Raw genomic sequence first — 24,370 nt, 5'->3', positions numbered from 1 at the left:
AGCCGCGCAATGAGCATGGCATCGATGGCTGCAGGCGCTGCTGGTGCCCCTAGACGGACTTGCGGTGATTGAGAGCGAAGCCGACGGTCAGCGCGGCGATCATCGCGATCTGCGCGGCGACGGTCTGTGCGGTTGGGAAAAGTCCGACCAGCGACAGGCGCGGCACCACGTGCAGCGGGGCGATGCCGACGATGCCGGCCTCCTGCAGCGCCGAGATGCCCTTCCCCGCCAGAACGACCGTGAGAACCGCCATCAGCCATGAGCTGTAAGTGAAGAACTTGCCGATCGGCAGCCGTCGGCTGTAGCGCAGCATCGCCCACGCGATGATCGCCAGCGCGACGCAGGCGCCGAGCGCGCCGACGAGGATCGCTCCACCGTTCCCTTGATGCCAGAGAGCCGCGTAGAACAGGATGGTCTCGAACACCTCCCTGTACACGACGACGAACGCGAGGACGAACAAGAACCAGGCCGAGCGGCCGGACAGCGCCTTCGACATCTTCTCGCGGATGTACCGCTGCCATTGATCGGCCTGTGCCTTGCCGTGCATCCAGATGCCGACCGACAGCAGCACGACCGCTGCGAAGACCGAGCCGAACCCTTCGGTCAGTTCGCGGCTCGCTCCGCTGATCCCGATGACCCACGTCGCCACGACCCAGGTCAGGAAGCCGGCGACGAGCGCGCCGATCCAACCTGCGTGTACGTACGGCATGACCTCCATGCGTTCGGCCTTGCGGAGAAAGGCGATCATGGCGACCACGATGAGGAGCGCTTCGAGACCCTCGCGCAGCAGGATCGTCGCTGCACCGAGAAAAGTCGAGACCGAGCTCGTGGCGTCCGGAGAGAGCGCGGCCTGCGCGTCGTCCAGTAGACCGTCGATGACCTGCACGCGATCGGACAGCGCGTCGGCGGTCTCGCCGCCCTGTACGGCGGCTCGATACTCTCCCATCAGTCCCTCGATCCGCTCCATGAGCGTGCGATCGCTCGCGGTCAGCGCCGGTTCGATCGGCTCGAACCCATCGAGATATGCGGAAAGGGCCAACTCACCGGCGCGCTTGCGGTCACCTGCCCTGACCGCATCGACGCTCTGCGACAATCGTCCGCGGACGATAGACAGCGACCCGTCTTGCTGCGCGACCGCGTCCGGGTGGCGGCGTAGATAGGCCTGGAGGGCATCGGCCTTGTCCTGCCCGATCGCGGCGGCAAGCGCGGCAGGCGTCGTCCCGACCAGCGTCTTGAGATCCGGGAGAAGTCGATGGAGCGAAGCATCCTGCTTCCAAATGCGCTCACCTTCCGCGGCATCCGGAAAGGCAAACCGGCCGGCGTAGAACGCCAGCGCCCAGCGGTCGTCGGCCGGCAGCCCGTCGAAGCTCGCCATCGCCGTACCGTCGAGGCCCTGCGTGATGACCTGGTAGAGCCCGAAGATGCTGCGCTGCCGGGCTCGGTCGACGTCGGTAAATGCGATGGGAGGCGCGTCGAGCTTGGCGGCATCCGGACCATGGCCGTCGCCGGCCTGGCCGTGACAGGCGGCGCAGTTCTGGCCATAGAGCGCGGCCCCGCGCGCGGGATCCGGAGCTTTGGTCGGCGCAAGAGGCACGGGATAGGCCACAAGAAGTGCGGCCGCCAAGCCGTGAGCGATCTCCGCGACCTGCTGGGGTTCGGCCTTGGCGGCGATCGCCTGCTTCAGCCGATCCGCCTCGGCGAGAAGCGCCTGCCTTTCCGGCTTCGGCTGCAGCGCCGCCAGCTTTTTGCTGACGGTCGCAGCAAACTCGCTCTGCTCGGCATATTCCGAAGGACTCGAGATCTGACCGTGCGAGACCGCACCCGCGTAATCGACGGCGATGTAGTCGAGCAGGCGCCAGGTCGTCTCGACGTCGCTCGTCTCCGCCTTGGCAGCGCCGAAGACGAAAGCCAGCAGGATGATTGCGGCGCAAAGTAAAGACGAAGAATTCAGGCTCACTATCGGGCTCGATGGAATTGTCGACGAACTAACCTTCGTAGCGCCGGCCCCCGGCGTGCTTCAAATGGAGCCCTTCTAAACGGCGGCCATGTAACCTGTTGTTGAAGCCGCCGACTAACCTCTCCAGCCGCGAGCCGCAGCGGCGACGACCGCAAGCGTCGCTTTGACGCCGTCGGCCTCGCCTTTTTCGAAGTCGCCCTCGGTCTGCGCCATGGAATTCGTGACGTGCGCGAAGCAGACGACAGCGTTGCCACTGGTCGAGGCGAAGGCGTAGAGGGCCGCAGCCTCCATCTCCACGGCGAGCGTTCCCAAGTCGCGTGCGCGCGCAATCGCCGCTTCGGTCTCCCGATAGGGTGCATCCGTCGTCCAAGTCGAGCCCCGATGCAGTTTCTCCGGAAGCGACCGCCCAGCCCGCTCGACGCGGTCGAGAAGCGACGGATCCGGCGCCTCCGAGAAGGTCGAGCCCGGCAGATAATGATAGCTCGTCCCCTCGTCGCGCAGCGCGCGTTCGATCAGGACGAAGTACGGCGTAGGTCCCATCGGGACGATCTGACCGGCCGAAGTGACGCTGACCAACAGGCGGCATCCGGACGCGAAAAGCTGCTCGGCGACGAGCACCGCGAAAGGTGCGCCTACGGCGCAGCCCAAGATCCCGACCTCGCCCACGCCGTCGAGTTCGAAAGCCAGAAGTTCGGTGTGGTAGCAGGCCCAGCCTTCGTGCTGCCGGCCGATGCCAGTCCGCTCGAGGTAACGGACGACATCGCCGTCGGGATCGAGCACGCAGATTTCGGGGACGGCGATGGTCTGCAGCCGCCGCTGACGTCGGGCTTCCCGCAGCAGAGCTTCGGGCTTGAAGACGGAGGTGCCGTCGTGATCCTTGCCGTCGACGATAGGCCAAGCAGCATCCGCGCGATCCATGTTCTCGACCATCGTTCGCGCCCCGAAATCGTCAGGCGGCCGTTTCGACCGGAAGGCCGGCGGCCTTCCATTCCGGATAGCCGTCCTCGAGACGGCGGATCTTGTAGCCGCGCTTCCTGAGCTTGGCGACGGCTTCGAAGGACAGGACGCAGTAAGGACCGCGGCAATAGGCGATGACCTCGCGGCTCTTCGGAAGGTCCGTCAGGCGCTTTTCGAGCTCGCCGAACGGAATATTGAGCGCCCCGGGCAGATGACCAAGCGCGAACTCGTCTTCGGGGCGGACGTCGAGCACGGTCACGCGCCCGTTGCGCAACCTCGCGACGAGATCGTCGCGCGATACCGGTTCGAGCGCATCACGCGCCTGGAAGTAGTCGGTCACGACGCGGCCGATTTCGGCGACGTTACGTTCGCCGACACGGCCTAGCGACTTGATCAAGGCGACCACTTCGGCGTCGCCGGCCAGCCGGTAGAGGACGTGTTTGCCGCGCCGCTCGGTGTCGACCAGGCGCGCCCGCCTAAGGATCTGGAGATGGCGGGACGTGTTGGCGAAACTCAGTTTCGCGCGTTCCGAAAGTTCCTCGACGCTGCGAGCGCCTTGCGCCATGTGCTCGATGAGCTCGAGCCGATGGGCGTGACCGAGCGCCTGAGCCACTTCGGCGAGACTTTCGTAAATCGATTGTTTCGGTCCGTTTTCCGACATGATCCTCGATCGCGTCATTCAGCGAATTGATTGAATGTAGCGATCGCCGGCCTGTCGCACAAGACCGTGAACCCGGTCGTTACGTCGCCAGGCGCGGAAACCGGGCTTCGGCCATGAACGCGAAGACAATCTGGATGGTGCCGACGATGATGCCCATCGCCGCGCCGACCCGCCACGCCACGTCGTAATTCTGGGACAGATCGTAGAGCAGGCCGCCGCCGAACGCGCCGGCGAAGCTGCCGAGTTGGTGGCTGAAGAAGGCGATCCCGGAAATCATCGCCTGCCAGCGAAGGCCGAAAGTCTGGGCGACCCAGCCCTGCATCAGCGGCGCCACGCCGAGCCACAGGAAACCCATGATGCCCGCAAACACCAGCGTGCTTCCCGGCGTCGGCAGCACGTGGAAATACCAGATAAAGCCGAGCGAGCGCAGCACGTAGATGGTGCCTAGCAGCAGCAGCTTGTTGAAGCGTCCGCCCGCCCAGCCGAAAAAAAGGCTGCCCAGAACGTTGAAGCCGCCGATCAGGCTGAGCGCTTCCGCCGACAGCATCGGATCCATCCCGCAGACATCCAGATAGGTCGGGAGGTGCGTCGTGAGAAAAATGAGCTGCATGCCGCACACGGCGTAGGCCAGAGTCATGACGACGAAAGGAACGTGCCGTAACGCGCTTCCGAGCGCCTGTCCCGCGCTCCGATCGTCGGTGCCGCTCGGTGCGGCCGGCGCCGAGGCGCCGTCGACCTTGCCGGCCATCCACGCTGTAGGCAGCATGACGAGCGCCAGGATCACGAAGGTGACGGCTCCCATGCGCCAACCCCACGTCTGGGAGGCGGCCTGACCGATGGGCGCGGCCAACAACGATCCCAACGATCCGGCGGCGGAAACGACCCCAAGCACGGTGCTGCGCAGTCGAGGCGACACGGCTCGCGAAGCCACCGACATCGCGATTGCCGTACCGGTCGCCGCCAGCGCGGCGCCGATCGCGACGCCCGCCCCAAGGACGATACTCAACAATCCGTGCGCCGTCGCGAGCAGGACGAGACCCGCGACGAAGAGCAGCGATCCGCCGACCATCAGCGGACGGAAGCCGATCCTCACCGCCAATGCGCCCACAAACGGCTGCAGCGCGCCCCAGGCCAGATTCTGAATCGCGACCGCGATAGTGAAATCCCCGACCGAGATGCCGATGTCGCGCGTCAAGGGCGGCACGAAGATGCCGAGGCTCTGACGCAGCCCCATCGCCATGCTGAGCATGACAGAGGCGCCGATCAGGATCGGGAGCGCCGGGCGCAGGGAACTCAGAACCGACTTCGGTCGGGGCATTGACATTCGCGCCTCATCGCATAATCATTCAGCAGATTGATTGAATGTTCCTAGCGACGAACACCTCGGAGCGCAAGCCATGATCCTTCGACAATTCCTGCATACCGATCCGGTCGGAATCTCCTACCTCGTCGGCTGCGGCGGCAAGGGAACGGCGGCGATCATCGATCCCCTCGCCGATCCGGACACCTATCTGAGCGCCGCCGAGTCCATGGCCGTGAAGATCGACTACGTCATCGACACGCACGTCCACGCCGACCACATCTCGACCTGGCCTGGGCTGGCCACGGCCGGCGCCAAATACATCCTCTCTTCAAAGGCCGACGTCTCGATCCCCTTCCAACCAGTCGAGGACGGCGAGGAGATCGGGCTCGGAAACGTGGTCATCGAGGTGATGCACACGCCCGGCCACACGCCGGAGCACATCTGTCTGCTGGTAACGGACCGCACCCGCGCGAACGATCCTTGGTTCGTCGCGACCGGCCACACGCTGATGATCGGCGACGTCGGCCGGACCGAATTGGCAACGAGCGCCGAACAGGGTGCGAGGGACCTATTCCGAAGCATTCGGAACCTGAAGTCGTTGCCGGACCATCTGACGGTGCTTCCCGGGGCTTACGCGGGATCGGTCTGCGGACGAAGCCTGAGTGCCAATCCGGTGTCGACCCTCGGTTTCGAAAAGCGGTTCAACAAAGCGTTCCGCATCGACGACGAGGCCGAGTTCGTCGGCTTCATGCTGGAGGACATTCCGCCCCCGCCTCCACGGGCGGGGTGGCTGCGCGCAACTAATTCGGGGCGCCCTTTGGCCGCGGAGTTGCCATGACCAGCGCGCCCCACTCCGAAACAGGAACCAGGCTCGGTCTGAAGGAGAACTGGCAGCAGTTCTCGCTCCTGGTTCTGATCAACGCCTTCGTCGGCGGCATGGTGGGCATCGAGCGGACCGTGGTGCCCCTGATCGGCTCGGAGCAATTCCACATCGAGTCCACGACGCTGATCAGCTCGTTCATCATCAGCTTCGGAGTCGTCAAGGCCCTAGCGAACCTCGTGTCCGGACAGCTCGCCGACAGTTGGGGGCGAAAGAGCGTCCTCATCACCGGCTGGCTGCTAGGCCTTCCCGTTCCCCTGATGATCATCGCGGCACCGAGCTGGGGCTGGATCGTGGCGGCTAACGTGCTGCTCGGTCTGAGCCAAGGCTTCGCCTGGTCGATGACGGTCATCATGAAGGTGGACCTGGTCGGCCCCAAGGGGCGCGGCCTCGCAGTCGGCCTGAACGAGTTCGCCGGCTACTTCGCGGTCGGCGTGACGGCCTTCCTGACGGGCTATCTCGCCAGCAGCTACGGACTGCGACCGGTGCCGATCTATCTCGGGGTCTTCTACGCCATCGCGGGCCTGTCGCTTTCGATTCTGGCGGTACGGGACACGCGCCAGCACGTCCGTCTGGAGGCGAGCGGTCTGGCCAAGCCGCCATCTCAACTCTCGTTCCGCGAAGTGTTCGCACTCACTTCCTTCAAGGACCGCAATCTTTTCGCGGCTTCGCAGGCCGGTCTCATCAACAATCTCAACGACGGCATGAGCTGGGGCATCTTTCCGCTCTACTTCACCGCATTGGGACTCGGCGTCGAGCGCGTCGGCATCCTGAAGGCGGTCTATCCCATGGTGTGGGGCGTCGGACAGACGATCACGGGCCCCCTGAGCGATCGATGGGGCCGCAAGGGCCTCATCGTCGGCGGCATGTGGGTACAGGCCGCCGGCTTGGTGCTCACCGGACTGACGGGACAGTTCGCCTGGTGGTTCGTCGCGAGCGTCCTTCTCGGCCTCGGCACGGCGATGGTCTATCCGAGCCTCATCGCGGCGGTTTCCGACGCTTCTCATCCGAGTTGGCGCGCGCGCTCGCTGAGCGTCTATCGCTTCTGGCGCGACCTTGGCTATGCGATCGGCGCGCTGTCGGCCGGACTGATCGCCGATCGTTTCGGCTTCGCGGCCGCCATCCTCGCCATCGGAGCTCTGACTTTTCTATCAGGCGCGATCGTCGCAGTCGCAATGAAAGAACACCACTGATGTGGCGGCACCCGACCGGTGCAGAGGTCTATCGGACATGACGGGCATATATCTCGACTACAACGCAAGCACACCGATCGACCCCAGGGTGTCCGCGGTGATGCGTCCCCTGCTGGGGGACCTCTTCGGCAATCCTTCGAGCGAGCACTGGGCCTCGCACCGAGCAGCAGGAGTTCTTTTCCGGGCGAGAAAGCAGGTTGCGACCCTGATCGGCGCGAGTCCGAAGGAAATCGTCTTCACCAGTGGCGGAAGCGAAGCGAACAACCTGGCCATCAAGGGGACATTCTTCGCGCTCCGGGACAAAGGCAATCACATCATCACCCAAGCCACCGAGCATCCAGCCGTCCTCAAGCCCCTCGCCTTTCTCGAGCGCCTCGGCGCCGAAGTGACGTTTCTGCCCGTCGACGGGGCCGGTCGATTGGACCCTGATCTCGTTCGACGCGCCGTCAACTCGCGCACGATCTTGATCAGCATCATGCACGCAAACAACGAGACAGGAACCATCCAACCGATCGAAGAGATAGGCGCGATCGCGCGCGAATTCGACATACGCTTCCATACCGACGCGGCCCAATCGGTCGGAAAGATCGAGACCAACGTAGACAACCTCGGCGTCGATTTCCTTTCGGTGGCCGGACACAAGCTCTACGCTCCCAAGGGCGTCGGCGCCCTCTACGTCCGCAACGAAACGACGCTCGAGCCGCTGATCCATGGCGCCGGACACGAAGGAGGACGCCGCGCCGGCACCGAAAGCGTCCTTATGGCGGCCGCCCTGGGAGAGGCCTGCAAGTCTGCCATGGACTGGATCGGGATGCCGACGGTGCAGCGGTTGCGCGACATTTTCTGGTCCAGCCTACGGGAAACCTTCGGCAACCGTGTCGTCCTCAACGGACATAGCTCGGAGCGCTTGCCCAACACGTTGAACGTATCGTTTCCGGGCCGGACCGGTGCCGACATCCTCGCACGTTTGCCTGAGATCGCCGCATCGACGGGATCGGCCTGCCATGCCGGTCGAGTCACTCTGTCGCCGGTCCTCCAGGCCATGGGTGTCGCACCAGATGTCGGCATGGGTGCGATTCGCTTCAGCCTCGGGCGCGAGACGACGCCCGGACAAATCGACGGAGCGGTCGAAGGCCTTCGATCGGTCCTACTGAACGATCCTCACCGTCTCCAGTCGTAGATCGCGAGGAATGCCGCTTATGGTCCTACTGCAATTCCTCCACTCCGATCCCGTCGGAATTTCCTATTTGCTCGGCTGCTCCGTGCACCGCATCTGCGCGGTCGTGGATGCCGCCGACGACCCCGACGTCTATCTCCGGTTGGCGAAGGAAGCCGAGATGCGGATCGCCTTCGTGGTCGACACCCACGTTCATACCGATCACGTATCGTTCGGCAGCGCACTCGCCGAAGCCACGGGGGCCGCCTACGTACTTTCGTCCGTCGCCGATGTGATCGTGCCCTTTTTGGGCGTCGACGAGGGCGATGCTATTCTTGTCGGAGATGTCACCGCCAAGGTCCTGCATACGCCCGGCCACACGCCGGAGCACATTTGCCTCGTCGTCAGCGACCGAGCTCGCGGAGACGAACCATGGTTCGTGCTCACGGGCCACACGCTTCTGGTCGGCGGCGTCGGCACGCCTGAACTCGCCACAAGTGCCAAGGATGGAGCCCGCATTCTCTACCGAAGCATGCAAAAGCTTGCCGCACTTCCGGACTACGTGGAGGTGCTGCCCGGAGCAGGCGCCGGCTGGTCGGGCATCCCAGGCCTGAGCGGCAAACCCTGGTCGACTATCGGATTCGAGAAGCGGCACAACGCTGCGTTTCGCCTGCAGAGCGAGCGCGAGTTCGTCGACCATCTGCTTGCGACCGCGCCACCGACGCCGCTCGACGCGCAGATCATCAGAGCGGTCAACGCCAGCGGACCGTCGGATCATCAACTGACAGAAAGGCCGACTTGAGCGACGCGACAATGGAGGCAATCAAATGCCACGTTCCGTGGACCACCAACCCGACCAGCTTCTCTCGCAAGGCGCCGCCGATCTGGGCGCGCCCGCCTCTCATGAGTCCGGGCCCATCGTCTGCGCGGCGGTCGGCCATCGCAGTGCGACCGCCTGCGCTCGGGAAGGGCTCTGTCTGCTGAAGTTGTGGCGACAGCGGGTAAGCGATCGTCGTGAACTGTTCGAACTTACCGATGCGGAACTTCACGATTTCGGCGCGACGCGATGCGAAGTGATGCGCGAATACGGAAAACCGTTCTGGCGGGCGTGACCTTCGACGGTCGGCTAGATCATCAGTGCTAAGCGAGCTTGGACGCGCGGGCACCGTGTCAATTCAGGTCTCGCGAACGACGTCCTTTGCCGGCGCTTTCGCCCCCCGAAGTTCCCTCAAGCGTGCCAGGTCCGAGAGATATCCGGCGCCGGATCCGCGGATCGGCGCCGTTCGCGCCGGGATGTCTTCGCGGAGGGGCTCGCAAACGGTCAATGTCCGCAATGCCGTCTTCGTGACGAAGAACTTCCCCGCGATCTGCGAAATGGGAAGACGACCATCGCGTACCGCGGTCCGCAGGGAAGTCTCAGTCAAGGGACCTTCAGGCCAGTACAGGGCGGCCGCCTCGACGAGCGTCATCAACTCGTCGTCGCGCCACAGCGCGGGGTCCGGCCTCGCACGAACACGTTCGATTTTCGCATTCCTGGTCATAAAAGTCGCTCCGATCGAATTCTTCTCGATGCTCAAACATTGCTCGCGCCGCCCTGGGCACTTTCGGAAGCGGTGCGATGGGCACGATTCACGGCGGGCCGCCGGTTCGCGACGAGCCGACCGCCTCGGATCGCTTCAAGATCTCGGCCACTTCGAAACCGTCGATCCGCAGCCGCGAACGAAGCCGCAGCGCGACTTGCTCGAGGGCGGTGCGACGCGAGCCGAGAACGCGCTTGACCTCGTCGAATGCCGCAGCGAGTTCCTGGTGAACCGCGGCTCGCATATACGCACTGTCCAGGATCGCATCCGTGCGATGACGTTCGGCCACGAACAGCAGGGGGTGAGGGCCCGCATGGCCGAGGCTACCGACCAGCGCCGCCGCGATACGCGTGGCCATGGCCAGATCCGACTCGCGGGCGCCGCCGCTACCGGCACCGGCGGCACCGCAGAGAAGCTCCTCCGCCGCCCGTCCCGCCAACAGGGCTTGCAGAACCTTGCGATACTCCGCCAACGTCCCGGCTTCGGGCTGGCGGCCCTTGGCCGCGACGAAGCCCGCCGAGCCGGCTCGATTGGCGACGACGGCGTGGATGTCCTTCGGACCACCGTCGAGCACAGCGACGAGGATGTGGCCCGCTTCGTGCGCCGCCACCCTCGCAAGCAGTTCGTCCGACAGGACGTCATCGCCTCCTAGGACGGCGCGCCGGAGATCCGAGATCCTCAGGGCGCGTCCCTCCTGCCGGGCAAAGCGCCGGGCGTCCTTCACGACGCGTTCGATGTCGGCTCCGGACGACCCTTGCGCCAACAGGCAGAGTTCGCCGATCGCTTCGTGCTTGAGATCGCCGCGCAGCCGGACCCGCATGATCTTCTCGATGTCGTCCGGCGACGGCAAACCGATCCTGACGATCCGATTCAGTCGGCCCGCCCTGACGATCGCGGGATCGCAGCGCGAGACGTCGTTGGTCGCTCCGATGAATATCAGTCCGCGACGGCCCTGCAGTCCGTCGAGCTGCTCGATGAAGGCATTGATGACTTCGACGACATAGTCCTTGTGATTGTGCGTGATCGTGGCCCGGTCGGCGAACGAATCGAGTTCGTCGCAGAAGAAAACGGCTCCGGTCGACCTGGCGCGCGCGTCCTCGAAGTCCTTCCTCATCGCACGCAGGAGGTGTCCAAGATGACCCTCACCGCTGCCTTGCCACTTGGCCAGCGTCACGGCAACCAGCGGCAAACCGAAGAATTCCGCCGCCAGTTTGGCGAAAAGCGTCTTGCCGGTGCCGGGAGGACCGTCGAGGACGATTCCGGCATCGATCGCATCCCAGGAGATGTCATTCCGCTTCCACGCCTCGATATCCAGCTTGGTGCTCTTTGCCCACTCCACGGCTTCATCGAGGCCATGAAGCTGATCCAGCGAGAGATCGCGCGAGCCGGCCTTCGCGACCTTCGCTTCGACGGCGCGCAGAAGATTTGCGACGCATTCGTCGGCGGAACGATCGAACCTGACGGCCAGCAGCAGTTCGTGCATGCCGACCCGCGCGGCGGCGTCGGCCGGCAAAGCGACCGCGGCACGACGGCCAGTCACGATCCGGACGACGCGCTCGATGATGGTCGCGCTCATCTTCGGCAGAGTAAGCCGGTGCGTCGCAGCGTCGATGAGAACCTTCGAAAGATAGCCCTCGGCCGCCGGCACGATAGCGATGATCGGCAGCGCCAGTTGCACGGCAGTGAACGCGCGGTCATCGGCAGCTCGACGTTCCTTGGACTGGATCGGATCGGCGGACACGAATTCGATGGCGTCGCAATCTTCGCGTGACGTCAGGTCCGTCAAATCCTTCATCTTCTTGAAGCGCAGATAATCGAGGTCCAGAACGTCTTTCCATTGTCGTGCGATGCGCACGTGCATGGCTTCATCCGGCACCTCGACGATGATCACCGGCGCAGCCGACGCAAAGGCCGCGAGCACTCCGGGGTCGCGGTCGAACAATCCAGCCAGCATGAGCCTGGCGGCGATCCGGCCGGGAGTGGGCGCTTCGACCGCCCCATCCCCGACGGGCGCGTCTTCTTCGTCCTCTTCGTCACGCTGAAGCCGGCCGAGCGTGGAAAAGCCACCTTTCGGCCGATCAGATCCAAGCGTCGCCTCTCCCGCCTCGCGCCGTTCGTCGATCGGTTGAACGACCCCGTCGCCGCTTGCGCGCAATTCGGCTTGCGACGCGCGCGCCTTCGTTCGGCTCCGATAGATGTGAGCGGACCGCGAGTCGGTCCCGTAGACCGCGAGCTCAAGCGGCCCCACCGGATGCAGCGGTTCCGCCTCGGCCGCCGCTTTGATCTGCTCGGTCATCTCAGAGGTCTTCCTTGCTGTACGCGGCATCGCGGGGACCGAGCAGCGCCGGCCGGTCGGGCGCGCTTTCCAGATCGTACGGGACGCCGCTTGCGGACGGCGCGACTTCGGCGATCCGCGTGCGAAGGGTGGAAAAGTCGGTCAGCATGTTGGTCTTCTCGTCGGTGATGGGGATCATGATGGCGCCTGGGGAAAGGCGCGTTATGCTGGTGGCGGACGTGCCCGCTCATGCAGGGGCGGTTTGTGCCTGCCGCGTGTGAGGTCGACCTGACGCGTCATTCTCAGAGCCCGTTGTCGTGGTACATCTCGCCCAGGAGACGCCGACGGAGCTCCGAGGCATCCTGCGCGGCCATCCGGGCGTTGCGAGCGAGCCAAGAATTCGCCAGAACGTTCTTGTCCTGAGCGTCGAGCGGCATCCGGCGCAGAAGGTTGGCCAGCGTGAGCGCCGCGGCCGCACCGCCGTTGAGCGCGGCGTAGACCAGCAGCGTCATCCTCGCGTCCACCGGGTAGGAAATGTCGTCCGGGACCTGCATGCGCAGCGCGATGCGGACCGCGCACGTCTCGTCGCCGGCGATCGCCCGGCGCCACTCGACGTCGCCGGCGGCACAAGTAGCCAGATAGGCTCCGACGGCGTATTTCCGATGCTTGTCGAATTCCTCCGCCGGAATCAGCCGCCACAACTCGAAGGGGTACGGCCCGGCCGCGGCGATGGCCGCCGCCGACTCGCTGAGGGACTTCTGCTTCCTGCTCTTGCTCATGACATGCCTTCTCCGTTCGCGCCGAAGCGGGCGCGTTGACGTTCCTTCGCGGATGTGGATCGTGTGAGGTCGTTGGTGGTGAGTGGTCGTCCCGGACGGCTAAACCGTGCGCCAGGGTCCGAAGCCGCTCGGGCGGGCATTGAGAACCCGTCCGATGGCGTTCTCGCGAGCCTTGTCGTCCAGGGCCGGCGTATCCTGAACGACCGCGAAGTCGACACGGTCGGACCGTTTGCTCGTGGCTCGGGGCAGATTCGCCAGCGCCGGCATCATCAGGGCCTGAACCTCGTCGAGCAGCGCCCGGTTGAGCTCGGCGGTCATCGCATCGATCGTCTCGACCACCGGCACGCCGAAGTGTTCATCGAGCTCGTCGCGGGTCAGCTTCAATTCCTTGCTGAACCCCGAGCCACCGTAATAGTCGATGATCGCGCTCGTCACGGAGTTGATACCCTCCATACCGTGCTTCGACAGGAAGGATGCCAGCACCAGGCGAGAGGCACGCAGGCCAAGCTCGATGGGCCGGCGCCTTCCGGATTCGGTCGCTCCGTTGCCCCGCTTCACGTCGTACACCCCAGCCCGTCCGCTTTCCGTATCGACAACGATCAAATCGACCGTCACCATGCGGACCGTGTTCGAATCGGCCTTCAACTTGATCTTGGCCAGATCACGATCGGAATTCTGCGAGGTCAGCAGGTCGTTCGCGGCCTCCGTAATCGGCAGCGCCACTTCCGTCATAACCTCGAAGCGGCCGCTCGCCGCGAGCGCGTCGGCGAGACTCTTCTGGAGCAGCAAGCCATGGCGCTTGACCACGCTGTTGATGATCGAAAACGACTTCGACAATTCCGGTCCGATGACCGGGTCGATCGGAAAGTCGCCCGCCATGGCGTTGGAGATCACCGTGCGTGCCGCGCGGGCGATGGCGGCGGGCGAGACAAGCGGTGCAGTGTCGAGAGACGTGGTCATAAGATGCTCCTTGCTTCGAACGTAGAAGCATCATCGCACGACCTTCTAAATTTGTCACCAAGAGTGCCAATTCGTGGTTAACATCTTCCAAATCAGAGCTGCCCGAGCGTGGGTCGGCCTGTCTCAAGAACAGCTGGCCGACGAGGCCGGCATTGCCCGCCGGACGATGATTCGCCTCGAAAACTCGGACCAGCCGCGGTCGGAACGCATCATGGCGAAGCTGCGCGGCGCGCTGGAGAAACACGGAATCGAATTTCTGTTCGAAGGCCGGCAGGGCGTCGGACTCCGATATCGCGATCCGAAGAAATGATCGAACGCGCGAGCGGGCTTGGCGCTCCGAGGCACGATGATGAAGCGCTCGCGACGAAGTTCGTGCTACCGACGTCGAAGCTGGAGAGATGATCTCGTCGAATTGCGCGATGCCGATGTTGGCAGGCGCGGCAAGCGGGTGTAGCCACGTTCAAACGCCCGCGCTACTTTGAAGTGCGAACGAGAGAGGGTTTGGCTTGGCAGAGATACTCTCCCGGCTACACACGTTGTTACGCGAAGTGCGCGACGAGGCGGGAAATTCATTTTCAGGGGTCGGCCTTCTGGTGAGTTCTGCGCCCGACGACCTGCCCACCGTACCACTGAGGCAAACGCGCTTCCTGCCGGATCGACGGTCCACGCTCGACTGCCTCGTCGAAATATCCCATCAGACGAGCGAGCTCCATGACGGCTTCCACGTCCTGTCGCCCGAACTCGATCTCACGCGAGTGTCGCTGTATTTCTCTCCGCCCATCGTCGCGGGTCTCGGCGTCGACCCGATCCGTCGCGTCGGAGGCCGCTACGTGGCCGCACTCTTCGGGTCGACGCTGGCGGGCATCATCGCGACCGGAGTGGCCAGCCCCCGCTACGGCGTGGCCGTATTCCACCGCGGCAAGGAAATCAGCGCCGAACCATGACACCCGACGAAGACGCGGCCCAGAACAACAACTCGTTGGATTCGCCGCTTTCGGCTTCTTCGAGCGACGCGACGTTGCCCGACATATCCGGCGAGTGGACGATGGATATCCATTGGCATCGTGGGGAGCGCGCAGGAAAGGTAACGGCATCCGCGATAATCCGTCAGGATTTCGGTCGCATCAGTATGGAGGTCCATTCGAAGGGATCCGACTCCCATACGCTGCTGGCGCAGCTCGGTCGCGAAAAGTCCGGAAGCCCAGTGCTTCACTACCTCTACGAAGTCGATCCCAAAGCGATCGGGTCCGACGCCGAGGGCCCTTACAAAGGTGCCGCAATCCTCCGCTTCTATTCAGACTCTGAGGCGTTGAGAGGAAACTACTGGACCAGTCAATTGACCAAGGGACATTTCGAGCTCACGCGAAAGGCGAAAGCACGCAACGCGGCTCCCAAGACCTACGCCGTAGATGTCGTGCTGATCACGGCAATTCGGGAGGAATTCGACGCAGCGAAGTCGGCGTTCTCGGCAGCTTCCACCACCGGCGACGGCGTGCGGGAGTGGAACGATCAAAAGACGATTTCCAGCGCGCCGCATGAGGTCGGCGTCTTTTTCCGAAACAACGTTCCTCTCTTCGTCGTCGCCATCGCCAAGCCGACCAGAATGGGCGCCAATCGCACCGGACACGTCGCGACGGTGCTGGTCGAAAGGCTCCAACCGAAGTGCCTGGTGATGTGCGGCGTTTGCGCAGGCAATCCCGGCGACCTCGCGCTCGGTGACATCGTCGTATCGGAACTGGCCTATCAGTACGACGAAGGTAAGCTCGACGCCGATGGATTCGTCGGCGACCACCGTCAATCTCCGATATCCGCGAGATGGCTGAGAGCAGCGGAGACCCTGAAGCCGGAAGATCTACCGAGCTATGGTCGTCCCACCGCGCAGGATGCGCGCTATTGGCTGCTCGAACGCCTTCTCGGCGGCGACAATCCGCGGAACCATCCCGCCCGCAAACGCTACTTCGGCACAGGGGAGTGGCAGACGGCCATCGGCGAGCTGGAAAAGCAGGGCTTGTTGAGCATCGACGGATCGGCGCTCCGCTTGACCGCCGCAGGAAAGGCGGAGGTGGAGCGATCGATAGTGATGGACGTCGATCCACCGCTGACGCTTCCCCTCGCCATCAAGACCGGACCGATCGCAAGCGGCAATGTGGTCGTGAAGGATGGGCTGACCTGGAACAGGCTCAAGCGTATGGGCATGCGCACTATCCTGGGTCTGGAGATGGAAGCGGCGGCGATCGGCGAGGTCGCACGCGCGAGCGGCGTCGAGGAATGGATCGTGATCAAGGGCGTGATGGATCACGCCGATCCGAAAAAGGATGACCGCTTCAAGCCGTTCGCAGCCCGCGCCTCCGCCGAAGCCCTTCGCGCGTTTCTGGTCGATCGCTTCGGCGAGATCGCAGAGGGCGCGCGGTCCGGCGAGGGCTCTGATGCGTCGCAGGCGGCTCCCGCACCCTCGACCTGGCGGCCCCGCATCGTGGAAGGACGGTTCTACGACGACCTGAGCGCGGCGATCGAACGACATGCGCCGAGGTTCAATGGCTTGCTTCAATTGGCGCTCGAGAAGGCAAAGGAAGCGCGGAGTGCCGCCGAACAAGCATACGAAATGTCCGAGCAGGTCCGTGTCGCATTGGGCGGCGCGATCGCCAAGACCCATGCAGGACGGCTCAATGAGGGGGCCAAAATTCTGAGAGTCGAAAACGGCTCGAAAGGAACCGCAAGACCACTGATCGCCAAGATATGGAACAGCCACGACGAGTACACCGGAGAAGCCGCGGGCAACGAGGCCGACGGTCTCGGTGTCCTCCGACTCTATCTGTTTTCGGAGGAGATCACTCCCAGTCTTCGGTCCTCCTATGCGGGCATGCATGAAGCCGGTCGATATGGTCCGCTCGGAGTCTACACATTCCCCGATCAGCAGCAGTTTGCCGGACAATGGACAGGAGGACATCCGAGCCTCGGTTACCGCGAGTTCATCGGCGATCGCGGCAAGCTGCAGTGCGACTTTTATCTCGGCTACATGAATTCCACCTCCGACAAGTTTCAACCGCTTTGGCGTCCGCATGGAGAGGGGATCGCGGTGGACGCCAGCCTGCGTCGCGTACGCTGCGGCACTTTGGTGGACGGCGTCTTCGATCGCATCGCCACGGAGTTCAGCTTTTAGGGTCGGGCGTGACGCCGATCGAGGTTTCCGACGACGGCCTCTTCCATCCTGGTCGCCGCCCGCGGTCTAGTGATGAAACGACGGCTCCGGCCGGCGGTACGCCAGCATCTCGATGACCTTCGGATTGTTGCTCAACGACTGATAGCAACCGTCGGCCATGCCGAGCAGAGTTTGGCGGCGACTCGCCGTCGCGAGATCCAGCCCGAGGTCGGCCGTCTGTTCGTGCGACGGCTGCTCGTCGAACCTGACATACCGGTCGCCAAGCTGATGCTTCAGCATGAAGTCGACCAGTTGCTGCTGCGACGACAGGATGGTGGAAACCAGCCGGCCGTTTTCGAGCCAAAGCTTCTGCCCGAAGTCCCGGCCGAGCGAGCTCGGCAACGAGAACTTGCTCGTCGTGGTGCCGACGCTGAGGACGCTAATGTCCTCCATCTTCTGATCCAGGAAATGAACCGCTTCGTGGACGGCGCACATGTCCGGAGCGTTGGCGACCACGCCGCCGTCGATGAAATTGCTGTTCTCGACACGAGCCATCGGAAAGTACAACGGGGCCGCCGCGGTCGCCATCGCGACGTCCGCCGCCGACAGCTTGTAGTCGTTCATGTAATTCGGATGGTGCGCCGTCTTGAACATCTGGACGCTGCCCTTCGTCATGTTGACGGAGGGAATGAGAAGCCGCGTCCGGGCGTCGCCGAGCCGGGTGTCCTTGCCGACGACGGCCTCGATCCTGTCCCGCAGCACGGTGCCGTCGTATTTGGGACGACGCCATTGGGAGTAGAGAGCCCTGTACCTCTCCAGCCGCGACCGGGGCGGTTCACCCCGGGTGAAGATTTCCTCGCCGTGGTCGAGAAACATCGTCCGGATCGATCCGGCACTCTTGCCGAGGGCCAGGCCGAGGGCGATCACGCCGCCGATCGACGTGCCGGCAATCAAGTCGAAACATTCTGCGAGCGGCCTTCCCGCCTGCTCTTCGAGCTTCGTGAGGATCGCGCTTGTGAATAGGCCCCGGTAGCCGCCCCCGCTAAGGGCAAGTATCTGAAACGTCATCAAAATTCCCCAGAATGCAATATTCCACGACCTGCCGTTGAACCGGTGATCCCGGTTTCCCATATGGATGTTCGATTTATGTTCTGCAAGATTTTAGCGACTCAGGGTAGACTTCGTTAACCGCGCGGTTGTGCGACTTGGGCGACGCCCAGCTCAAATCCTCCCTCGGTTTCATTGAGGGAAAGGATTCGATGGCCAACATATCCCGACTGCTATACCGCCGCGGCGAAACGTCGTTCCTCAGCAATCTGCAGATCACCGAGGAGTGCCACGCCGAGTTGAGGGCGGCGCGGACGAAGATCCGACAATGCCTGCGAGGCGAGTTCGTCAAGGCCAGCAAGGCCGATGTCGGCTTCACGGTCCGGCCGCGTTTCTTCACCCAGGGCAGCTTCGCCTACAGGACGATCAACGATCCCGCCTGGACGCCTCCGCAGCAGATGGACCTGGACGACGGCACCTACCTGCCCATGACTTTCGTCCAGGGCGCCAAGCCGTCGGTCGCCGCAGCCGCCTTCTTCGCCATCGTCGACCGCGCGCTGCAGGCTCTGGCGAAAGCCGAGGGCTGGACCTTCGTCAGGAAGCCGACCTGTGCGCGGCTGGTCATATCGGAATACGCGCACATCGACATTCCGCTCTACGCGATCCCCGATGCCGAGTTCGAACGGCTGGAAAAGGCCGCGCAGGCCAGAACGTTCGACGGCGCTCTCGACGCGCGGGCGGACAGCATCGACCGCTGGGATGCCCTGCCGTCCGACTGCGTGCTGCTGGCTCATCGCGAGGAAGACTGGGTGGCTTCGGACCCACGCCAGATCAACGACTGGTTCCTCGAAGCCGTCGTCGTCTATGGCGAGAGGCTCCGCCGCATCTGCCGCTACCTGAAGGCCTGGCGCGACCACAACCAGCCTCGTCTCGACCGCGTTTCGTCGATCCTGCTCATGGTCTGCGCCTGGCGGGCGTTCGACGATTTCGGCCGGCCGAACGTCCCCGAGCGTGACGACGCGGCGCTGCTGCTGGTCGCCCGACGCCTTCCGGTGCTGCTGGCCGGCCCCGTCGAGAACCCTACGGATCCGGATGAGAAGATCGACTGCCGCCTCGGCGATGAGGACAGGCGCGTAGCGATCGAAGCGGCCGAAGGCCTCGCGGCCGAGCTAGGCTGGATCGTCGAGAAATGCTTCGACCCGCAGGACGCCGTCACCCGACTGAAGGGCCTGTTCGGCAAGCGTATCCCGAGCCGCCCGGACCTCGTCGACGTCACCAAGGCCGCCCATGCGGAAGTGAAATCGCATGAGCGCAGGATCTCGGCCGCTCCCGTCGTCGGCAAGTCCACAAGTGCCTGACAAGCGGACGCGGTCCGTTCGAGGCGTTCACGACGCGCTACGCCAACGCCGGTTCGTGCGGGATCACTCGGGTTCGGGTCTGCGCTACCGAGGCGTCCTAGACGAAACGGGATTGAGGATCCCGGTGGTGATCACCGTGACGGACCTCGATTTCGTGGCGCCGCCGGTCATCCGGCTCGTCGATCCCGAAGCCGGGTCCAAGGGTCAGATTCCGCATGTCCTTCGGTCGGATGGCACGTTTTGCTACCTGGACGGAAAAGCGATCGTGCTCGACAGGTACAGGCCCGCCGAAACGATCATCCAGTGCCTCGAACAGGCCGACAAGGTGCTGCGGGATGCCGTTCGGGGGCGCCTCGACGAAGATCTGATCGGCGAGTTCGGCGCCTATTGGGCCGACGGCACCGTGTTGATGGATCTGCCGCCGACATTCGAAGGCGACGCGAAGATCCAGATCCTGAGGTTCGACCGCCGTTCCGACCGCGAAACGATCTTGGTGTCCGACGGCGCCTCCCGCTTTCTCCGCCTGCACAAGTGGAATGGAGGCAAGGATCCCGAGGGAATCCTGTGTCCCGTCCTGCGCGTGCCGGCACTGTCGTTCGATCCGAAACAGTCCTGGCCACCCAAGAATCTCGCGGAATTGAATTCCTGGATGAACGGTGCAGCGCCTTCGGCGATCGGCGCGGTCGAGGAAGCGTTCGCCCGCTCGCAAGGGCATCGGCAGTGGATCTGCCTTTCGGCGCCGAACGGCCGCTTCTTCGTGTCGGCCGAGATCGCCCCCGCATACAGGACGCCGGAAATTCTGAAGAACCGGCGCGCCCATCTCCGCGAGACGCTGCAGTATATCCAGGGCGCCGTGAAGATCTCCGGCTATGTCGGCGTACCGGTCGACGAGGAATACGTCTTCTCGAGGAACATGGGTGCGATGAACAATCTGGCCGGCAGGAGGATACTGGTCGTCGGTTGCGGCGCGGTCGGAGGTTTCCTGGCGCAAAACCTCGCGCAAAGCGGCGCCGGCGCCGGCGGCGGGACACTCACCTTGGTCGACAACGACAAGCTGAAGGGCGCTAATCTGGGACGTCATCTGCTCGGAGCGCCGTATCTCGACCGGAACAAAGCCGACGGCTGCGCAGACCTGCTTCGCGAACAACTTCCCTATCTCGATATCACCAGCATTCCCCGTTCGATCATGGACGACACCAGCCTTCTTCGCAGGCAAGACCTGGTCATCGAGGCGACCGGCGAGGAATCGCTGTCGATCGCCATCAACGAACTCGCCGTGAACGGCCGTCCGAACTTCCCGCCGGTCCTGTTCGGCTGGTTGCAAGGAAACGGCGCCGCAGCCGTCGCCTTCCTTGCCGGCGATCCCGATCTCGCCTGCTTCAAATGCCTGAAAGTCGAACTGGCCGGCCCGCCGAGATTCCAGATCATGCGCAGCGACGTTCAGATCGAGACGGGACGCAATCTGGCATGCGGCGACGCCCACTACATTCCGTTTCCGGTCTCGCGAGCAACGATTGCGGCGGGTCTCATTTGCGATATGGCGCTCGATTGGGCGAACGGCGGCGCCGGCCCCAAGTGGCGGTCGATCACGCTCGACCGCCACCGCGCAAATCACGTCAAGGACGGAAGTCCGAAGCGTATCGAGACGTGCCCTGCATGCGGTAACGTCCGACAATGATCTTCCTTGCGGGCGGTCATCTAGTGATCTTCTCGGATGAAGTGGTCGGCAAGATGACGCGTTTCGTCGCGCCTCCCGAATCGAACCTGGAGGCGGGCGGTATATTGCTCGGATGCCATCGTGGTCCGCATGTCGAGATTCTGGACTGCACCGTACCCATGCGCCAAGATCGGCGTAGCCGCTTCGGTTTCGTCCGCCGCGACCCAGGCCACCAGCGCGCCGCCCTAGCGGCCTGGCAGACAAGCGGTCGAACCGTGAATTTCGTCGGCGAATGGCACACGCACCCCGAAGAAGTTCCGACCCCGTCAGGCGTCGATCGCAACACCTGGGCCAATGAGATGGCTCGGCGCAGGAGCGATCCGCTCGTTTTCGTGATCGCCGGAAGCGCGGCCGTCTATTGCGGCTTGGGTTACGAAGGTCGACTGACGAAGATGAACGTCGTGGCGACCACGCCCGGCGGCACTCCGCGGGCCCTGATCTCCGGATCCAAGGGGCCGCGCGCGACGACCGGCGCGGCGGCCGAGGGCCAGGAATAACGGAAGGGACATTTCGGATCACGCGTGACGCATCAGATCCGCCACCGTCTGCTCGCAACGACGGAATGCTTCAATACCCACCTCGCGCGCCGTCCGGCGCCCGGCCTCCTCCGCAGGCTGCCTTGTCGAGCCGGGTGCACCGCCCTCGAGCCAGAACAGCGTGTCGATCAACCTTGCCGCTCTTTCAGCCTGCAGACCGAGTCCTTCGAAGACTTCCGCGACCAGCGCGTGAAGAGGCAGAGCGAAAGTCCGGTAGCTCGCGGCGGCGATCAGGAAATTCCACTCGCCGGAGTCGGACGGCCGCCCGCCGAAATCGTCGATCATCGCATCGAACCTGACGGTGAGCCCGTTGCTGCACACGGCCGCAAGCACGCGAGAATCGTAGATGAAGCCGTGAAGGGGGAACCGATACCAGAGGAATTTGGACATCCCGCTGATCGGCCTCAGAGCGCGCTCGCCCTCCGCGGGAGCCGTCGCCATCCCCTTCGCGAGACTCCTGACCGACCGTACGAATCCGTCGAAACGCCGCTCGGCCGCCCCTTCGACAGGGACCACGCTTTCGATGATGCCGATCAAGGCCTGTCGGCGATCCTTCGGAAAATGCCGCGCGACGCGATAATAGGCGCCGGCGAGAACGATTCCTTCGCCGGTCACGCGCGGCACCATCCGCGCAAAGATCTCCCGCTCCTCGCGCTCCCAGGCCTCGAAGTGGTGCAGCGCCGCCATCGTCCAGCGACTCCGATCCAACAGGAAGTGACAGCCCATGGCGGTACCCGCCTCCTTCGTCTGCGAGCGGTCGGACCGGCCCGAGCTCACACCAGTTTCGCCTCGACGAGCACCCGTCGATAGAGGTCGATGAACTGGCTCACCAAGCCCCATTCCTTGCTCGACGGCGCGTTGCCGACGAGCACGCAGAGCGTCCACAGCAAGTCCCGGTAGGTTCTCCTGAACATCGGCATCAGGTCGGACAGCGTTTCGCCCATCGCGTGATGCCCTCCGTCTCCGGCGTACAGCAGCAGATTGCGAAACTCGGCCCGGGCAGTCACGAACTCGCGGACACTCATGCCGTTGTTCTCGCGGACCTCCTCTTCGAAGTCGCGATAGAGCTCCTCGGCGATCTCGTCATGATCGAGGTCCTCGCGGGACACCGATATGTTCAACGGATTGAGCGGGATCGACGCGTCGGCCGCGCCGGGTCGGCTCGAGGCCAGCCGCAAGACAAGTCGCCCATCGTCGATCGAAGGATCGATCTTCATCAGCAGCACCTGCTCGAACCCGGGAAACGTGATGCCGTGCCTGATCATGTCGCTCAGGACGGACCTGAACTGCGACAGCACCGGGTAGAAGGCCAGCTTCACGCGGTGGTTCTTGTACTTGCCGATGAAATCGCCATGCGCCGGCAGTCGGTCCGAGTTGAGCTTGAGCCATTCGAAGATCGCGACGACGAGCTCCTCCTCGCCCGCGATGCATCTTATGACTCCCATCTCGTCGTCGGTGCCGCCCAGCTTCTGCGCCTTGACGAAGTGGTCCATCGACTTGACGATTCTGGACACCACTTTGCGGGGCGCCCTATCGAAGAGGAACTCGATGAATTCGCGGCCGATCAGATCGGCGAACGGCCGAAGGACATCTTCGTCTTTCTCGGTATCGGTCAAATGAAGCTCGCGGCGATCGATCGGGCGGACAATCGATCCGGCATATCACGGTTTGTCCATCGTCGCTCCGCCGGCCTCGCGCGCCCGCGACGCGAATCCGCAGATGCGACTTGGGCGCAGCGCGGGCCACAAGGTCCCCGGCATGACGGTCGGACCGAATCGTGCCAGGCTTGCTTGAGGCGTTTCAAAACGAACGGTTCGAGCGATGATCGGCCTTCCCAACTATCGGCACTCGGCGCGAGAATCCTTGTCACGCGCCAAGGCCGAACTCGCGACCCTGGATGTCTACCGACTGCGCTACGCCGCGCTGGAACTGCGCGATGCCATGGAGGCGGTGACCTACGACCGGGCGCTTGCGTTCAAGGACGAAATTCCGCCGGAAGAATACAGGACGTGGCAGCCACGCAAGCTGATGGCCGTGCTGGTCGACATCGATCCGTCGATCGGAATGACATCGACCATCGCCGTCGGAATCGAGTCCGAATACGGAAAGCCGGCCGAGAACATGGAAACTCTCGGGACCGACCAGGTGCTCACCCTCAAGGACATCAAGACGCACTACGACGCGATCGGCTCGCATCTGCACATGCCCTCGCTGGAGCAACTCGAAACCGGCAAGATCGCCGATCCGGCGAAACTGCGGTCCAGGTGCGAGGCGGTCGTGGCGACGCTGGAAGCCGTGCTCAGCTCGCCGGTCCACAACGTCACGCTGGGCGATTTCGCCCTGCTCGCCGAATGCATGAACGAGGCCTGCCGACGGCCGGTCCGCAAACGCATTCCGCACGGCAAGACCGAAATCGAGGCCGAATGCTTCGAGTGCAAGGCGACCTACACGGTGGTCGCGCACCCCGGCGGCGTGGTCGAGTTCAAACCGAAGGTGACCCTGGTCGGATGTCCTTCCGAGGGCTGTTCCGAGAGATTTCCCCTTTGGCCGCACGAACTGAAATCGGGAACGCATTGGCGGTGCCGCTGCGGCTCTCACAACGGCATCGGACTGGCGGCCCACAAGATCGAGGAGGGGGCGGCGGACGAAGACGAACCCGGCTGAGCGCGGGCGGATCACCGGGATCGGGGGCTTCCTCGAGGCGACGAAAGATGGCAATCTGGCCCGATCGCGGTTCTACACTGCGGTTCTCCACCGACGAATCCGGTGGCTCTCGGCGCCCCTTGTTTTATAGGGTTTTTCGCACGTCGTAGTTAAGTGGCGGAGAGGGAGGGATTCGAACCCCCGATAGGCTTGCACCTATGCCGCATTT

Annotated in this window: 24 protein-coding genes; 12 read left to right on the top strand and 12 right to left on the bottom strand. The window is 63.8% G+C overall.

From position 1 onward, the window contains the following. Positions 1-49 precede the first annotated feature (49 nt). The 4 genes from Q0L57_RS05180 to Q0L57_RS05165 form a co-directional block, all read right to left on the bottom strand. Positions 50-1,957 carry a cytochrome c/FTR1 family iron permease gene (locus Q0L57_RS05180; RefSeq protein WP_296739024.1) on the bottom strand — a complete coding sequence of 636 codons (1,908 nt, stop codon included), beginning with the start codon at positions 1,955-1,957 and terminating at the stop codon, positions 50-52. Between the two features lie 114 nt (positions 1,958-2,071). Then, a complete protein-coding gene (locus tag Q0L57_RS05175; protein WP_296739022.1) occupies positions 2,072-2,887 on the bottom strand; it encodes a nucleoside phosphorylase in 816 nt (271 codons plus the stop codon). Positions 2,888-2,906: 19 nt separating this feature from the next. Next, complete coding sequence (locus Q0L57_RS05170; RefSeq protein WP_296739019.1) at positions 2,907-3,575, bottom strand: metalloregulator ArsR/SmtB family transcription factor; 669 nt, start codon at positions 3,573-3,575, stop codon at positions 2,907-2,909. A gap of 79 nt (positions 3,576-3,654) precedes the next feature. Further along, on the bottom strand, positions 3,655-4,893 hold the full coding sequence (locus Q0L57_RS05165) for an MFS transporter (protein ID WP_296739016.1): 1,239 nt from the start codon (positions 4,891-4,893) through the stop codon (positions 3,655-3,657). A 79-nt stretch (positions 4,894-4,972) separates the two neighbouring features. On the opposite strand from Q0L57_RS05165, the gene Q0L57_RS05160 reads away from it, so the two are divergent. The 5 genes from Q0L57_RS05160 to Q0L57_RS05140 are packed head-to-tail and all read left to right on the top strand — an operon-like array spanning position 4,973 to position 9,219. Beyond that, positions 4,973-5,716, top strand: a complete 744-nt coding sequence (locus Q0L57_RS05160) for an MBL fold metallo-hydrolase (RefSeq protein ID WP_296739013.1) — start codon at positions 4,973-4,975, stop codon at positions 5,714-5,716. Further along, complete coding sequence (locus Q0L57_RS05155) at positions 5,713-6,951, top strand: MFS transporter (protein WP_296739010.1); 1,239 nt, start codon at positions 5,713-5,715, stop codon at positions 6,949-6,951. Before Q0L57_RS05160 ends, Q0L57_RS05155 begins: the two co-directional genes overlap by 4 nt. A 37-nt stretch (positions 6,952-6,988) precedes the next feature. Further along, positions 6,989-8,131, top strand: coding sequence for a cysteine desulfurase family protein (locus Q0L57_RS05150; protein WP_296739007.1), 1,143 nt, complete (start codon positions 6,989-6,991; stop codon positions 8,129-8,131). A gap of 19 nt (positions 8,132-8,150) precedes the next feature. Further along, positions 8,151-8,909 carry an MBL fold metallo-hydrolase gene (locus tag Q0L57_RS05145; RefSeq protein ID WP_296739004.1) on the top strand — a complete coding sequence of 253 codons (759 nt, stop codon included), beginning with the start codon at positions 8,151-8,153 and terminating at the stop codon, positions 8,907-8,909. Between the two features lie 25 nt (positions 8,910-8,934). Continuing rightward, on the top strand, positions 8,935-9,219 hold the full coding sequence (locus Q0L57_RS05140; RefSeq protein ID WP_296739002.1) for a hypothetical protein: 285 nt from the start codon (positions 8,935-8,937) through the stop codon (positions 9,217-9,219). A gap of 63 nt (positions 9,220-9,282) precedes the next feature. Here the strand turns inward: Q0L57_RS05140 and Q0L57_RS05135 are convergent, their stop codons facing one another. The 5 genes from Q0L57_RS05135 to Q0L57_RS05115 form a co-directional block, all read right to left on the bottom strand. Next, the gene (locus tag Q0L57_RS05135) at positions 9,283-9,684 is read right to left on the bottom strand and encodes a hypothetical protein (protein ID WP_296738998.1); all 402 of its coding nucleotides are present in this window, start codon (positions 9,682-9,684) and stop codon (positions 9,283-9,285) included. 52 nt (positions 9,685-9,736) lie between these two features. Beyond that, positions 9,737-11,983 carry an AAA family ATPase gene (locus Q0L57_RS05130; protein ID WP_296738995.1) on the bottom strand — a complete coding sequence of 749 codons (2,247 nt, stop codon included), beginning with the start codon at positions 11,981-11,983 and terminating at the stop codon, positions 9,737-9,739. 1 nt (position 11,984) lies between these two features. Then, positions 11,985-12,161 carry a hypothetical protein gene (locus Q0L57_RS05125; protein WP_296738992.1) on the bottom strand — a complete coding sequence of 59 codons (177 nt, stop codon included), beginning with the start codon at positions 12,159-12,161 and terminating at the stop codon, positions 11,985-11,987. A 103-nt stretch (positions 12,162-12,264) separates the two neighbouring features. Then, positions 12,265-12,741, bottom strand: coding sequence for a hypothetical protein (locus tag Q0L57_RS05120; RefSeq protein ID WP_296738989.1), 477 nt, complete (start codon positions 12,739-12,741; stop codon positions 12,265-12,267). A 99-nt stretch (positions 12,742-12,840) separates the two neighbouring features. Next, complete coding sequence (locus tag Q0L57_RS05115) at positions 12,841-13,701, bottom strand: hypothetical protein (RefSeq protein WP_296738987.1); 861 nt, start codon at positions 13,699-13,701, stop codon at positions 12,841-12,843. Positions 13,702-13,774: 73 nt separating this feature from the next. On the opposite strand from Q0L57_RS05115, the gene Q0L57_RS05110 reads away from it, so the two are divergent. From Q0L57_RS05110 to Q0L57_RS05100, 3 genes are all read left to right on the top strand, one after another. After that, entirely contained in the window at positions 13,775-14,011 is a 237-nt protein-coding gene (locus Q0L57_RS05110; RefSeq protein WP_296738984.1) for a helix-turn-helix transcriptional regulator, read from the top strand. A 196-nt stretch (positions 14,012-14,207) separates the two neighbouring features. Beyond that, positions 14,208-14,645, top strand: coding sequence for a hypothetical protein (locus Q0L57_RS05105; protein WP_296738981.1), 438 nt, complete (start codon positions 14,208-14,210; stop codon positions 14,643-14,645). Continuing rightward, positions 14,642-16,861 carry a hypothetical protein gene (locus Q0L57_RS05100; protein WP_296738978.1) on the top strand — a complete coding sequence of 740 codons (2,220 nt, stop codon included), beginning with the start codon at positions 14,642-14,644 and terminating at the stop codon, positions 16,859-16,861. The genes Q0L57_RS05105 and Q0L57_RS05100 overlap by 4 nt, the downstream gene beginning before the upstream one ends. 66 nt (positions 16,862-16,927) lie before the next feature. Here Q0L57_RS05100 and Q0L57_RS05095 read toward each other — a convergent pair whose 3' ends face one another. Then, on the bottom strand, positions 16,928-17,908 hold the full coding sequence (locus tag Q0L57_RS05095; RefSeq protein WP_296738974.1) for a CBASS cGAMP-activated phospholipase: 981 nt from the start codon (positions 17,906-17,908) through the stop codon (positions 16,928-16,930). Positions 17,909-18,099: 191 nt separating this feature from the next. Here Q0L57_RS05095 and Q0L57_RS05090 point away from each other — a divergent pair, with 191 nt between their 5' ends. From Q0L57_RS05090 to Q0L57_RS05080, 3 genes are read left to right on the top strand one after another with little or no spacing between them, the layout of a single operon-like run. Beyond that, positions 18,100-19,245 carry a CBASS cGAMP synthase gene (locus Q0L57_RS05090; protein ID WP_296738971.1) on the top strand — a complete coding sequence of 382 codons (1,146 nt, stop codon included), beginning with the start codon at positions 18,100-18,102 and terminating at the stop codon, positions 19,243-19,245. Further along, positions 19,193-20,923 carry a ThiF family adenylyltransferase gene (locus tag Q0L57_RS05085; RefSeq protein WP_296738968.1) on the top strand — a complete coding sequence of 577 codons (1,731 nt, stop codon included), beginning with the start codon at positions 19,193-19,195 and terminating at the stop codon, positions 20,921-20,923. Before Q0L57_RS05090 ends, Q0L57_RS05085 begins: the two co-directional genes overlap by 53 nt. Continuing rightward, positions 20,920-21,459: a Mov34/MPN/PAD-1 family protein gene (locus Q0L57_RS05080; protein WP_296738965.1), complete on the top strand. Its 540-nt coding sequence runs from the start codon at positions 20,920-20,922 to the stop codon at positions 21,457-21,459. Before Q0L57_RS05085 ends, Q0L57_RS05080 begins: the two co-directional genes overlap by 4 nt. A gap of 18 nt (positions 21,460-21,477) precedes the next feature. Here Q0L57_RS05080 and Q0L57_RS05075 read toward each other — a convergent pair whose 3' ends face one another. Next, positions 21,478-22,185 (bottom strand): hypothetical protein, encoded by a 708-nt coding sequence (locus Q0L57_RS05075; RefSeq protein ID WP_296738962.1) that lies wholly within the window; start codon positions 22,183-22,185, stop codon positions 21,478-21,480. An 86-nt stretch (positions 22,186-22,271) separates the two neighbouring features. Beyond that, positions 22,272-23,114 (bottom strand): hypothetical protein, encoded by an 843-nt coding sequence (locus tag Q0L57_RS05070; RefSeq protein WP_296738959.1) that lies wholly within the window; start codon positions 23,112-23,114, stop codon positions 22,272-22,274. Between the two features lie 247 nt (positions 23,115-23,361). Between Q0L57_RS05070 and Q0L57_RS05065 the strand changes: the two genes are divergently transcribed. Further along, positions 23,362-24,162, top strand: coding sequence for a hypothetical protein (locus Q0L57_RS05065; protein ID WP_296738956.1), 801 nt, complete (start codon positions 23,362-23,364; stop codon positions 24,160-24,162). Positions 24,163-24,370: the final 208 nt, after the last annotated feature.

The organism is Mesorhizobium sp. (assembly GCF_024509055.1).
Lineage (GTDB): Bacteria > Pseudomonadota > Alphaproteobacteria > Rhizobiales > Rhizobiaceae > Mesorhizobium.
The sequence above is the reverse complement of the archived record's forward strand: the minus strand, read 5'-3'. Positions and strand labels throughout refer to the sequence as shown.